Annotated in this window: 4 protein-coding genes and 1 pseudogene; all 5 read left to right on the top strand. The window is 42.4% G+C overall.

All coding sequences use genetic code 11. The features are described from left to right. The first annotated feature begins 19 nt into the window (after positions 1-19). Entirely contained in the window at positions 20-4,645 is a 4,626-nt protein-coding gene (locus RHS_RS04210; RefSeq protein WP_395021238.1) for a discoidin domain-containing protein, read from the top strand. 59 nt (positions 4,646-4,704) lie between these two features. Further along, positions 4,705-10,443 (top strand): LamG-like jellyroll fold domain-containing protein, encoded by a 5,739-nt coding sequence (locus RHS_RS04215; protein ID WP_047832403.1) that lies wholly within the window; start codon positions 4,705-4,707, stop codon positions 10,441-10,443. 312 nt (positions 10,444-10,755) lie between these two features. Then, entirely contained in the window at positions 10,756-12,153 is a 1,398-nt protein-coding gene (locus RHS_RS04220) for an MFS transporter (protein WP_047832404.1), read from the top strand. Between the two features lie 19 nt (positions 12,154-12,172). Beyond that, positions 12,173-14,935: a family 78 glycoside hydrolase catalytic domain gene (locus tag RHS_RS04225; RefSeq protein ID WP_047832405.1), complete on the top strand. Its 2,763-nt coding sequence runs from the start codon at positions 12,173-12,175 to the stop codon at positions 14,933-14,935. 77 nt (positions 14,936-15,012) lie between these two features. Further along, a pseudogene (locus tag RHS_RS30070) lies at positions 15,013-15,516 on the top strand (MBL fold metallo-hydrolase); the annotation flags it as partial. Between the last annotated feature and the right edge of the window lie 36 nt (positions 15,517-15,552).

The following is a 15,552-nucleotide window of genomic DNA, read 5'->3' on the forward strand; positions in this document are numbered from 1 at the left end:
AAAAGGAGGAAATAAGAGAATGAAAAGAAGGTTTATGGCAAGAGGATTATCTGCTTTGCTGATTACATCGGTGTTTATGAATATGATGCCGGTCAGTGCAGCTGCAAATGAAGGAAGTTCCGTTGGCAACGACGCTCAATGGGAAACGCTGCGTGAGACATTGAAGAATTATACTCCTGTGTGGAATGATGCCACCTATAAAGGTGCTGTGGCGCAGAGAATGATAGAGACTGCATTGATGGGAAATGGAGATGTCGGTGTTAACTCTTCCGGTAATTCAAAAGAAAAGTCCTATTTAATATCAAAACAAGATTTTTGGAACTGTGGAAATATGAACACGGATAACATAGGCTCTGCAGATGCAGGCAGGGTATCCCCCCTGTCCGTCGGGGGCCTGACCATACGGGAGATGCAGGAGGAAGAGGAACCGGAGATAAAACCTACCGTAACAGGATGCGGGTTTATCGATGATGCGAATCCGGAATATGTTTATGATCTGGATGGCATTATTGACGGTAAGATGGATAAGGATAAAGACAGCTGGGCATGTAAGGGAACCGATCATGAGCCGGACGCACATTGGTTTGAGATTAATTTAAATCAGGTAAAATCCATCCGTGGATATGAAATTTATCACCATATGAATCCATTAATGTATACATCAGACTTTGAAGTATCCGTTAGTTCAGACGGAATTAATTATGAAACTGTACAAACCGTTACGGACAATGACCAGCAAAAAACGAGCTTTCAGTTTGAACAGGCAAAAGAAATACAATATATCAAAGTAGATATTGCAAAACCCAACGCAGACAGAGATAACACAGCCAGAATTCTGGAAATGGAACTGCTGGAAAGTACCAAAGCAGCAGCAAAGGTAACCGGTTGTGGATATATCAGTGATGCAAACCCTGCGTATATCTATGATCTGGAAGGAATCATAGATGATAAAATGGAACAGGACAAGGACACCTGGGCATGTAATGGCAACGAACATGCGGATGATAAAAAAAGCCATTGGTTCCAGGTCGATTTTGGGGAAGTGAACAGGCTAAAAAAATATGTTCTTTACCATCAGGGATCCTATAATAATGCCCAGACGGAAATGAATACCTCTGATTTTGAAGTCCGGGTGAGTAAGGATGGTGAAAATTATGAAACAGTTCAGACCGTAACGGAAAATTTGGAAAATGCAACGGAGTTTATTCTAGATGAGGCAATAGAGGCGCAGTACGTAAAAGTCTTTATTTCAAAGGCTAATCCTGGAAGAGACAGTACCGCCCGGATTGCAGAAATGCGGTTTTATGATGAGGCCAACAAAAATCTGATCACTGGCGATATTGTGTATGATTTTAAAGAAACACTGGATATCACAGATGGCAGACTGGATACAAATATGGAAATATCAGGGATACCTATTACCTGTTCATCCTGGATCTCTGCTACGGATAATGTAATGGTAACAGAAATAACATCCACCGGAGAAGAACCGCTTAATCTGGAAAGTGCAGTCTGGACCAGAGCAGATCTTGAGGATTTCCCACTTGATTCCGGGGTTGACGGCGACATGGTTTGGGCGTCGAAGAAAACGGTTAATCTGGTTGAAAATCAGAATGAAAAATCCTGGACTTCTGAAGTTGTATTAAAATCAAAAGTTCTGGGCACTAAAGCAGCAGCTGAGAAAAATAAAGATTCCGAAGCAGTACTTAAGTTTACCATTGAACCGGGACAGACCGTGCAGATTGTAACATCTGTGGGAGGCGGCGGCCAAAATTATGATTTCACAGGTAATTTACAGGGTATGGAGCCGCAAAATGAGGCATCCGATATTCTGGCACAGTATCAGAATGCCCAGGATCTGGTATCCTTAAAAGAAAGCAATGATCAGTGGTGGAAAGATTACTGGCTGAAATCTTATATTAACATCGGAGATGAACAACTGCACAGATATTATTATGGTTCTTTATACTATATGGCGTGTACCAGCAGGGAAGACAGTCTTCCGCCCGGTCTCTATGGTATCTGGACCACAACGGACGGTGCTATGTGGAACGGGGATTTCCATATGAATTATAACTTTATTGCACCGTTTTATGGTATGCATTCCAGCAACCGCGGGGAATTTTCCAAATCGCTGAAGGACCCGCTTTTAGATTTCATGGAAAACGGCAGCCAGAGAGCAAAGACAGACATCGCTAATGTATACTATAATTATATCTATGGAGGAAATCAGCCGGGCGAAAATGGAACGGCCTTTAATAATGGTAAATTTGACGGAAGACCTGAACTGGTGGATGGAATTGATGACGGTATTCTGTACCCGGTTGCACTGGGACCATGGGGATCTTATGCATGGGGCGGCGAAGCAGGCGGATATCTGATGCAGGTATACAATGCGGGATTTGCAGCAATGGGTCTGACACAATATTACAATTATACGAAAGATGGTGATTATTTAAAGGAAATTTATCCGTATCTGCTAGCAAATGCTAATTTTTATGAAAAATGGTGTGAAAAAGAAGATCTTGGAGATGGTAAATACCGTTATAATATCTGGACAGGAGCACATGAGAACACCTTTGACATGAATTCCGGAACTGCAATCGGTACGGTAAAGAATATCTTAGAATGCCTGATCGATGGAACAGAGGATGGAAATATATTCCCTCCGGCAGAGAAACTGGCGGTCTGGAAGGACATGTATGAAAACTTTGCGGATTACCCGATCCAGGATTTTGTGCCTCAGAGTGATGCGAATTTTACTTATGACAAACCGTATGTTCCGTTAAGTGAGGTAGGAGCCAAATTCAGGGCTCATGAGGCAAATGTCGGGCTTGAGTTTATAGCTCCGGGACAGCAGCTGGGATATGATACCGATCCGGAACTACGGGAAGCGGCAAGAAACAGTATTGAATTAAAAGAGCTTGCAAACAAAAATATATGGTCTCAAATCAACGAAACACCGAAAGTATATCTGCATGCGGTAAGATGCGGTGTGGATCCTCAATACATTATATCGAAATTCAAGCAGCTTCTTGACAGTTCCATGTGTGAGAACTTCGTGATACAGGATGGCTACCACGGAATCGAAAAAGCGGGAGCAATTGAATTTATTAACACCATGTTATTACAGAGTGACAATGATATTATTAAGGTATTCCCGAATTGGACTGGAGCGGATGCAAGCTTTACCAGACTGCGGGAAAGAGGAGCATTCTTACTGTCTTCCAGCATGACAGGCGGACAGGTGGATTACATTGAAATCACCAGTGAAAAAGGGGAACCGGTCAAATTGGTGAATCCCTGGGAAAATTCTGTTGTAAGAGTAACCGACCAGTCAGGACAGGAAATTGATTATAAAAAAGGTTCTACAGTAAATACGGGGGAAAAGACAATTGAATTTGAAAGTACCGAAAACGCAGTTTATACCATTGAGTATGCAGGAGAAGAACCGGCTGATTACACGAATGTGGATGCGGCACTGAGTCAGGTTCCGCAGGATCTCACCATTTATACCCGGGAAAGTGCAGCTCCAGTAACAGACGCGGTTAACGCTGTTGTCAGGGATCTGACGATTGACCGGCAGGCAGATGTAGATGCAATGGCTGCAGCAATCGAAAAGGCAGTCCGGGGATTGATTACTCAGGAGTCTGTTGATCTGGAAACGGCGAAGATAGCTCTTGAAAAAGAGATATTAGTGGGAAAAGCCATGATGGAAAAAGGCCAGGGCATCTATACGGACAGCAGCTGGAAAGCATATATCAATGCAGTGAACAATGCTGTTCAGATGTCGGATAAGCAGGATGCAGTCTCATCGGAAGTCATTGGAGCAGTAAACCGGGCGAAGAATGCATTCCGGAACTTAACGGTGAAAGCAGATACTTCCTTTGTGGAAGCCAAAATAGAATTTCAGTCCATCCTGTCTGTACTGAATACGGTTCTGGGCAAAGGCCAGGGCAATTATACGGATGCAAGCTGGAAAGCTTTCAATGATACGATTGCACAAGGTTCAGCACTTGCAGCAAAACCATCCGCAGATAAGGCAGAGATGATGGCAATGTCTCAAAAACTAAGACTGGCAGCAAATGGTTTACAGCTAAAGCCAGTTACGCCTCCCGCAACGCCGGCTGTGAAACTTCCAAAGGCAGGCTCTGTACATAAGATTGGAAGCCTGAGATACAAGGTGACAAAATCTGCAGCAAAAGACGGTACAGTTGCGGTAGTGTCAGGTACGAAGAATACCATGACAAAAGTGAGTATCCCTTCCTCTGTCAAGGTGAATGGCTATACATTCCGTGTAACGGAAATCTCTGCAAAAGCATTTAAAAACTACAAAAAGCTGTCCAAGGTAACTATTGGCAAATATGTAAATTCTATAGGAAATTATGCATTCCAGAATAATACAAAGCTTAAAAAAGTTACAATTGGCGAGCGGGTTACGAAAATAGGCAAATATGCTTTCTATGGAGATAAAAATTTAATAGATATCCAGATCAAGACTAAAAAATTAAATTCCGTAGGTACCAGCGCATTTAAGAAAATTAATAGGAAGACAGTTATACGCGTGCCTAAAAATAAGGTTTCTTCTTATAAGAAATTATTCAGGGGGAAAGGCTTGCCAGGTAGTGTGGAAATAAAGAAATAATGTTAGTCAGATAAAGGAGAAAAGCATATTAGTAAAATTATAATGCAGGAGGGAAAAAAATGATACAAAAATGGATGAAAAAGAGTCTTGCACTGGCTGTATCAGCAAGTATGGTAATGGGGGCCGTACCGGTAAGCGCAGCTGAGTTAATCACGGAAAACACGGTACAGAAAGAAACAGCAGAACCTGAAGCCGGGAATAACGAATCCCTGACGGACCCCGTTGGCAGCCATGGAGAAGCACTTGAATTCGACGGAATTTCAAACTACATTGATACGGCTGTAAATGATGCCAAGATGAAAGATCTGGCAGCGGAAGGGAACCCGGATGAAGAGATAGAACTGCCCGAATCCTTATTCCAGTTCACAATGGATGAGGTCGTGGACGGAACCGGGGAGAATGCAGGGAAAAAGGTCGTGATCAACGAAACTGATCAGAAAGAATACGCAGTAAATGGTAACTATAGGGTGGATGATTTTGGTATTTATGGAAAGTCTCTGGAGTTTAACGGAAATAATACCTATATCAATATCGGTAATCCGGATATCCACGATGAGTATACATTTGAAGCATGGGTAAATATTGATCCCAGCGGCGGAAACAGCCTGAATAAAATTTTTGGGCGGGACCGCACCACGGTTCCACAGAATGCCTTTTATTTTTGCGTCAGAAACAACGGAAATATTGAATTTGAGAACAAAGGAACTGCAGGAGGAACCTGGATAGCAGCGGGTGAAGACTATCGTCTGGCATTTGATAACTGGAGCCATCTGGCTGTTACCTGTGATAAAAATACTTATAAAATGTATCTGAATGGAGAGCTGATAGCATCGGAAGCGGTAGCGATGCAGATAGACCAGGCATTAAATCCCAATGACCTGCTGATCGGTTCAGGATGGAATGCGGACGGATCTGCTATTTTTAACGGTCATGCTTTTAAAGGCAGAATGGATGATGTAAGGATTTTCAATGTTGCATTGACAGAACAGCAGATTCAAAAATCAACCGAAGGAATCCTTCAGAATCTGCCGCCGGAGATCAAAGGGGTATCACCATCCGATGGCAGTACCATTAGTAAACAGGGAAAGATAGCTGTTACTTATAATATGGCGGTTCAACTGAGTACGGAAGCCATTATTTTCAAAGATGAAACAACTGGTACAGAGGTTCCGGCTGCTTGTGAAGTGCTGGATTGTGATGAAAAAGTTGAAGGTGCAGAAACCCTGGAAATAACAGCGGCGGAGCCACTGGCTTCGGGACATGTGTATTCTCTTACCATTCCTGCCGGGGCATTGGAGAATCTTCAGGGAATAACCAACAGAGAATTAAAGATCTTTACCTTTAGCGTTGGCATAGAACTGGAAGGAAACAGCGCCGAAAGCACTCTGGGTGATTGGCTCAACGGTGAAGTTAAGATTCCTTCTACGATTGTACAAAAGGATGATATGGTTACTTTGAGCAATGGGATTGTGGAGAGGACATTTGATGTATCCAAAAATTTCATGACAACCGGTTATAACAATCTGTACACAGGACTGGATTTACTGGAGAATGGCAGCCTTGGGGCAGATATGGAAATTGTGCTTAATGACCACTATACAGATGGGGACGATGGAGAAGTACGATACCGGATAGGCGGAGAAGATTCGGATTTTGAATACCTGAACTATACAACCGAAGAGAATACGGAAGAGATTTTCCACTGGGAATATGACCCGCGTATGGCGGATCCGACTATGAAGGATACACCCTGGCCCGCAAAGGGAAAGGCTTTGATAGTTAACTATGGGGCAAAAGATTCGGTTGAAGAAAAATACAGAGGTGTGAAACTTCAGGTGCGGTATGAAATTTACGATGAAATACCCGTAATATCCAAGTATGTAAAAGTTGTGAACGAGGGCGGAGAGAAAATAGTTGTTCAGCATCTGAGGTCTGAAATACTGCCCATACAGATACCAAAAAAGGATGCACTGTATATGGAAACCAGTTATAATGGCGGAAATCCAAATCACGACAGGAATAATGGAAGACACCAGTCTGTGCAGTGGAAAGACAATGGGACATTTGGACAGCTTATCAGCCAGTATTCGTATGAACCGGATCTGGGTCAGAAAATAGAAGAATTTGGTCCCGCATATACCTTGCAGCCGGGTGAGACTTTCACAGGTTTTCGTACATATGAACTATTTCAAAGCAGCAGCTATTATGAATGGCAGCAGCTTGCGGTAAAGAAAATGTACCGGGTGCTTTTTCCACAGACAACGGATAATCCTACAATTTATCATTTGATCAGTTCGGACGAGAAAAAAATTAAAGAAGGTATTGATCAGGCAAAAGCGTCGGGATTCAACATGGTACTTCTTTCCTTTGGTTCCGGAGTCAATGTAGAGGATGTTTCGGCAGGGAATATTGAGAAGTATAAACGCATCTGCGATTACGCTCATGAAAAAGATATTTTGATCGGCTCCTATACCATGGTAGTATCCCGCGGGGATCAGGGCGCCCACGAAAGCTATAACGGATGCTGGGGGAATATGCGCTGTATGACCTCTGCTGCAGCAGAGACAAGTCTCCAAAACGCATTGAAATTTTATAAAGAAACAGGCATGGATTGTATTGAAATCGATGGTACCTACCCAAGCTGGGTTTGTAACAATAAAAAACCGGAACACATCGGACATGATGGGGAACAGGATTCCATTGCGAAACAGTGGGAGACAGCAGTCAGGGATTTCTACAAAGATTTAAGAGAAATGAATGTATATATCAATTCCCCGGACTGGCATTATATGAATGGTGCAAGTATGGGTGTAATGGGATATGAAGAGGCGGCTTTTGCAATTCCAAGAGCCCACCAGCTGATCTATGGACGAGAGATCGCTTATTATGGCACTTTTGGTAAAATGCCGTCCATGGGATGGACGCTGGTTCCATTTTCAGCCTATACCGGAGGAGACGATTCCGTTTTCTGGCCATATGATGAAAGAATCAACGATTATGATTACATTATTGCACTGAATATGATGTTTGGCGTAGGCGGCTCTTACCGCGGTGCAAATGGGCTGTATCAAGGGGCACCCTCGGAAAATGTTATGAAGACTTGGGGTGAATTCTATAATAAATACAATGATATTTTGAATGGTGATGTGATTCATATAAAACCACCGGTATATGATATCCCGGAAGGATCAAACAGCCGTACAAGTGATAAAACATTAGATATTGATGGATTTATTCATGCATCTGTGGATACAAAGCAAAAAGGGCTGGGCGCATTTTTCAACCAGACCGGAGAAAAAGTTACGCAGAAAGTGAAAGTACCGCTTTATTATACCGGCCTTACGGATTTAAAAGCGGCACCGGCACCTGTGGAAGGGTCCCATTACCGTGATGACATGAGGGTATACCCCGGTCTGGGGGATTGGTATGATCCGCCGATACCGGAAATTAATACACCGGAGGGAGTTCCTACGGATAAAAAAGCAGTATTATGTTTTGGTGATATGAATCCGCAGGAATATACCATTGACAGCAATGGAAACATTGAAATTGAATTAACTATGGAACCGGGAACCTATGCATGGTTTACAGTATATGATCCCGAGGATGCGCCGGGAACTTCCGCGGCAATACCGGTTCCCCAAAATGCAGAAGCATCTATGGAGAGCAGCCAGATCACTCTGAGCTGGGATCCTGTTTCCGCAGATGGCAGAAATGTAAAAGAATATGCTGTTTACCGCAATGGCAATTATCTTGGAAAGGCATTTACCAATGCATTTACCGATAAGACAATGGAAGCGAATAGCAGCTACGAATATGAAATCATACCCGTGCATAATACGGTGTCCGGAACTGGCGCAAAAGTGGCCATCAGTACAGAAGAGGACAAAGAGGCGCCTGAATTAACAGAAGCAAAAGCAGTGGACAAAAATGTAATCCAACTTCGTTTTAACGAGAAATTAGACAGAGAAACGGCGGAAAATACGGGCAGCTACCGTGTTTCTGGAAATGAAGTTTTATCCGCCGCACTGGATGCAGACGGCAAGCAAGTAACGCTGACTCTGAAAAAAGAAATGAAGGCATTTACAGAAATTGAAGTGGAAGCCGGCGGCATAAAAGATCTATCCGGAAATGTAATTGCTGAAGGCAGTGCCCGGTCAATTGTATTCGGAAATCTGAGAGCATTTGATTTTAATGAGACAGACGGAGATGAAATTCTGGATCGCATTAATGGTAAAAATGGAACCATCTATGGAAATTCAATCCGGGTAAATGGTATTCAGGGATCGGCACTTTCCTTTGACGGAGCGCAGAATTATGTAAATCTTGGTAGAGTAGTAGATCATTTTACAGAGTTCGGGATTTCTTTCTGGATGAACCCGGAGGATATACAGAAAGAACAGACATTGCTGGGACAACAGCGAGATACATTCCCGGCATGGATGTGGAATCTTGGTATCAGGGAAGGAAGCGTATTCTTTGAAATCAATAATGGTAAGGGAGGAAATGAACAGGAAGTAAAGGCAGAACTTAAAACGGATCCGGGTCTTATTAAGGAAGGAGAATGGAATCATATAACCCTTGTCAGGGAAGGAGACACTTTTGTACTGTATGTAAATGGGAAACAGGAAGCATCGGAAGAAAGTGCAGGTATCGATCAGTCAGGAAATGAGTATACCATGTGGCTGGGCGGTTACCGCAATGCTGCCGGAGGTGAGCCTGTAAGGCAGTTTAAGGGAATGATTGATGAACTGAATTTTTACAATGTCAGTCTGACCGGGGAACGCGTCAGAAGCATATGCATGGAGCATGTAGATGTGGAAGCGAAGAGTGAACTGGAAGGAACCGTTACATTTGCAAAAACTTTATCCCAGGCAGATTATACGGAAAAAAGCTATGCCAGGATGGCAGAAGTCCTGAAAAATGCAGAGAAATTATTAGAGCGTATCATGCCATCCGCACAGGAGCTGGAAAGGGTACAGAGTGAATTGAAGGAAGCGATCATGGCTCTTGAGAAGAGAGGGACTGTTGACCCGGAACAATCTTTTGATCAGAATGAGATACTTATGGAAAAGGCAATTCTGGAAAGCATCATTTCCTGCTCAAAACTGTTAAAAGCAGATGCTTATACAGCAGTTTCCTGGAAAAAGTATCAGGATGCATTAGCCAATGCACAAAAAATATATGGGGATAACAATGTCTCCGCAGCAGCGATACAGGCAGCGGCACAAAGCCTCAAGACAGGAATAGCGCAGCTGGAAAAAGCGGCACCTGCCGCGAATCCGGTATCCCTTCCGAAATCCGGCACTGCTTTTAGCTATAAGGGACTGAAATACAAAGTACAGAAATCTACGGAAAAAGAAAGAACAGTTAGTGTTATAGGAGCGGTATCAAAGTCAGTTAAAAAAGTAAGCATTCCGTCAACTGTCAAATATAAAGATTATACATTTAAAGTTGTTTATATCAGAAGCAGTTCTTTCAGGAACTTTAAAAAACTTTCTAGTGTAAGTATAGGCAGCAATGTTGCTTCGATAGGCCCGCGTGCATTCCAGAACTGTAAAATGCTGAGCAGTGTAAAGATAGGAAGAGACGTAGCGAAAATAGGAAACTATGCATTCTATGGAACGGAAAAGAAACTGAAAAATGTTAAGATTTATTCTGCCAGACTGCATGAGGTAGGTAAAAAGGCATTCGATCAGAGTAGAAGCAATGCGGTAATAAAGGTACCGTCTTCTAAGTTAAGAACGTATAAAAAGTTATTGAAAGACAAAGGAATTAAAAAGGTTGTAAAATTTTAATTCACCGTTCCATCCATATTCCATATTAAAACTGACAAAAGTTCTTCCATATGCATGAGAGAGCAGTCTGATCAGGAGATGCAGCAGGAGATGTAAAATTATATCTCCTGCTGTTTTTGTACCTTCTTCTGCAGAGATTCATTCGTCGGATTTAAGCTAAACACAACTCAGATTACAGCAAAATAAAGACAAAAAGGACAAAAAAACGATATAACAATTTCTTCTTACCTGATATTATTATGACATCAAACAAGAATGTTAAAAACGCGCGTAATTAGCACAGATTTAGTATGAAAGTAAAGGAGAGAAGATATGTTAAATTTTGCAACAAAGCACGATGATCCAGAGGCAGCGCTAGGCTGGGCAGAACGGCTTGGTTATGGCTCAGGCATGTTTGGTATGGGATTGATTAATGGTATTCTCGGATCTTTTTTAATGGTATATTTTACGAATGTTTCTTTTATGGATGCCGGAGTAGCCGGTACAATTGTAGCGGTCTCCAAAATATTTGACGGCATCAGCGATTTAGTTATGGGTAATATTGTTGACCGTACACAATCAAAAATGGGCAAGGCCAGGGTCTGGCTGCTGCGAATGTGCCTTCCGCTGGTATTGTCCACAATCCTGTTATTTTCTATTCCGGCTTCCATGACGGGTTTAGTGAAATGTGTTTATGTTTTTATCATGTATAATATTGTTAATGCTGTATTTTACACCGCAATGGCAGTTCCATATAATTCCATGAATTATCTTATGACCAGAAACCGTTATGAGCGTGGACTTTTAGGAAATATCAATCAGATCTTTTCAACACTTGCCAATATTGCCATGAATACCTTTTTTATTAAGCTTCTTACTGCATTTGGCGGAGGCGATATGTATTCCCAGAAGGGGTGGACAATGGCATTCATTGTTGTGGGAATAATTGTGGCTGCAGCCAGCGTTATTACTGTTATGGGAACCAAAGAGCGGATTCATGAAACCGGGAAAAAAGGGAAAGGAACCACAGATGCATCTAATCCGGCAGGTGCGGTAAAATCCCTTTTTAAAAATAAATATTGGGTTATTCTTACTATTTGTATGTTCCTGATTTTCTTTGTAATTGTCATGTATGTAGTTGCTGCGATTTATTATGCTCAATATGTATTGGGGGATGCAGGTTATTATACAGCGATTAATAATGCGATTTCTGTTGCACAATTTGGAATCATGTTCATTACCCCATTTTTTATGAAGAAATTCGGCAAACACAAGATATATCAGTTTGGATTGCTGTTTCTTATGGTTGGATTTGCTGGAACCGGGCTGAGCGGTACGAATATACCGCTGTTAATCTTTTTCAATGCAGTCAAGGGTCTTGGACTGGGGGCTGCCGGCGGCATGGCATTTGGAATGATTTCTGATACAATTGATTATGGACAGTGGAAAACAGGGATCCGTGCCGTTGGTATGGGTAATGCAGGTATTAGCACGGCACAGAAGCTGGGACTTGGTCTTGGACAGGCTGTAATGGGATGGGTTTTATCTGCCGGCGGTTTCAATGCTTTGCTGGAAACCCAGCCTGACACTGCACTGACTGCAATCAGTATATGTTATAACTGGATTCCTGTGGGATGCGTTATTTTAGCTTTTATACTGATGTTGTTCTATCGGCTGGATGATGAAATGCCATCTATTATAACGGAACTTGAAACCCGGGAAAAAGAATAAGAACCAAAGGTGAAATTTTATGAAAATAGGCAGATTAAAGATTAATGGGATGGTGAATCCCATAGGATTTTCATTTCATACGATTCGTTGTGCCTGGATTATTACAGATACACAGGCAAAAGCTGTTGAAAAGATAAAAATAGAAGTAAGCAGTGACTGGGAATTTCAGCACATTGTGTATGTAAAAGAAGGAAAGGAGCTGAATTCCGCCGGGGAAAGGCTGGATATGAAGGCTGCACCCCGAAGCAGGTACTATATCCGTGTTCAGGCTATGGGGGATAATGGTGAAAAAGCGGTAAGTACGGGAACTGCATTTTTTGAGACAGGTAAAATGAAAGAGCCATGGAAAGCACAATGGCTGAAACCCCAGTGTGGTGACCGATTTCATCCGGTATTTATAAAAGAATTCCAGACCACAAAAAAAGCAGTAAAAGCAGGGCTCTATATTTCAGGACTTGGCATGTATCAGGCAAAGCTCAATGGAAAGAAAATAGGAGATGAGGTATTGGCACCGTATTTCAGTGACTATCATACGGAATGCCAGTACCAGACCTATGATATCACAGGTGAAATACATAAAAACAACAGAATCGAAGTTATGCTGGGCAATGGCTGGTATAAAGGAAAATTCGGGCTTGCCTATATGGATCAGAATTACGGAAGTGAATTTCAGATGATTGCTGAAATCCATCTGACCTACGAAGATGGCACGGAACAAGTGATTTCTTCTGATGAAACATGGTTGTATAAAGGTTCAGACATTGAGGACAGCGATATTTATGACGGAGAGATAATCAATCATCTTCTATGGGAAGAAAAAGAAAATGCCTTGAAAAAACCTGCTTTGGGAGAAATAGAAGGACAACTTGTGGAACGTTACAGCGTCCCGGTTACAGAGCAGGAAGAAATGCCTGTAAAAGAGATCATTCATACGCCTGCAGGGGAGACCGTATTGGATTTTGGACAGAATTTTGCAGGATATGTTATATTTCATTCTCAGCTTCCCGCAGGAACGAAAGTTATTCTGGATTTTGGGGAAATTCTCCAGAATGGCAATTTTTATAATGAAAATTACCGCAAAGCAAAATCCCGGCTCGTCTATACAACGGATGGGCGGGATGAATGGGTAAGACCGCAGTTTACTTTTTTTGGATTTCGTTATGTCCGGGTAAGCGGCTGGACCACAGAGGTAAAAAAAGAGGATTTTGCCGGAAAGGCGCTGTATTCTAAAATGAGCACAACCGGGCATATTGTAACCGGGCATGAGGGTGTAAACCAGCTTTTTTCGAACACATTATGGGGGCAAAAGTCTAATTCCATTGATTTTCCAACAGACTGTCCCCAGAGAGATGAACGTCTGGGCTGGACTGGAGATGCCCAGGTCTTCTCAGGAACCGCCTGTTACAATATGGATACTGCAGCATTTTATCATAAATTCCTTCATGATTTGCGGACAGAACAGAAAAAATATGATGGAATTCTTCCGGGAGTGATCCCAGTATTCGATCCAAATGGTCCGATTTTCAGCAGCGTCTGGGGAGATATTGCCACCTTTCTCCCTATGGTATTATATGAACATTACGGGGATGTTGAAGCGCTGGAACAGTATTATCCTATGATGAAGGACTGGGTGGATAAGATTACCAAAGAAGACCGGCTGAGAGGGCAGAAATATCTGTTCGATTTTGGCAATCAGTTGGGCGACTGGCTGGCTCTGGATGGCAGAACTTCACAGAGCATGAAAGGCGGTACGGACGAATATTTTATTGGTTCATGCTACTATGCCGAATCTCTGAAAAAAACGGCTGATGCGGCAAAGGTTCTTGGAAAGCAGGATGAAGAGATATATTACAGAGATTTGCATGAACGTGTTTACAATGCGGTTTTGAAGGAGTATTTTTCCGAAACAGGCAGGCTGTGTATAGATACCCAGACAGGATATATCGTTTCACTTTATTTTGGTATCTATAAAGATAAGCAGAGAATAATAGAAGGTCTGAGAACGCGGCTTTATAAAGATTGTTATAAACTAAAAGGAGGTTTTGCCGGTGCACCGGTGATGTGCAGGGTTCTGGCTGAAAATGGAATGGAAGATGAAGCATTTTATTTCCTGCTTCAGGAAGGCTTTCCAGGATGGATGCACTGCATTAATTTAGGCGCAACTACCATATGGGAACGATGGAATTCGGTACTGGATAATGGTGAGATAAGCGGCACTTTAATGAATTCGCTGAATCATTATTCTTTTGGGGCCATAGTAGAATTTTTGTACCGGGATGTGGCGGGAATTAAGGCACTGGAACCCGGATTTAAAAAGGCAGAGATTACGCCGCTGGTCAATCAGAAACTAAAATATATGAAAGCGTCTTATGATTCTGCTTATGGGCGATACCGCAGTGAGTGGAAAATTCAGAAAGATGGACAGATCCGGGTGCTGATTGAGATTCCGTTTGGCTGTTCGGCAATAGTCTGTCTGCCATCGTATCCCGAAAAGGCAATTGGTGAACTTAACGCTGGAGTTCATCAGTTCTGTTATCAGCCAATGGAGAATTTGCGAAGCAGGTATACCAGGAAGACGCTGTTTAAAGACATGATGCAGGATGATGCCGCCCTGGAAATTATAGACCGCATTTCACCGCTGCTTCAGCACTTCCTGGGTTCCGGAGATGAGGAATTTCTGCATGAAAGTCTGGAAACGTTAAAGGGAATGTTCTTCCTAGGATTCTCCATGGAGGAGATTGAAAGTCTTACGAAGGAATTAACAAAGCTGTATGAGGAGTAGTGATTAGAATGGAATTTTATAAAGCAGAGAAAATAAATACACATATTACTGCCATACATAGCCTGACAGGGGAGATTATGTATCTGGCGGAAGGAACAGAAAAGACAGTTTTAATAGACACATGTCTTGGTGTGGGGGATCTGAGGCATTTTGTTGAAAATATTACAGCGAAGCCGATTATGGTTTTATTGACACACGGACATATTGATCATGCCATGGGAGCACCTGAATTCAAGAATGTGTATATGAATGTTAAGGATATCCCAATTTACCGGAGGCAGTGTCATGTGAAAGAACGCAGGGGTTATCTGCAGGCGAATCTGGGAACAGTTTTTGAAAAGACGGCGAATCTCAATTATGTGGAATCAGTTCCTTTCATGGAATTTCAGCCTTTGATTGATGGTATGGAATTTGATTTGGGAGGGCTTCATATTGAGGCATACGAATTGCCGGGACATACACAGGGAAGCATGGTGTTTTTGCTACCGGAACTGAAAATATTGATTTTAGGAGATTCCTGTAATAATTCCACCTTTCTTTTTGACCAGGATGCAAGCCCATTGGAAGAATACCGGGATACATTAAAACGTATTCAGCTGCGCCTGGATGGAAAGTAT

The organism is Robinsoniella sp. RHS (genome assembly GCF_001029355.1).
GTDB classification, from domain to species: domain Bacteria; phylum Bacillota; class Clostridia; order Lachnospirales; family Lachnospiraceae; genus Robinsoniella; species Robinsoniella peoriensis.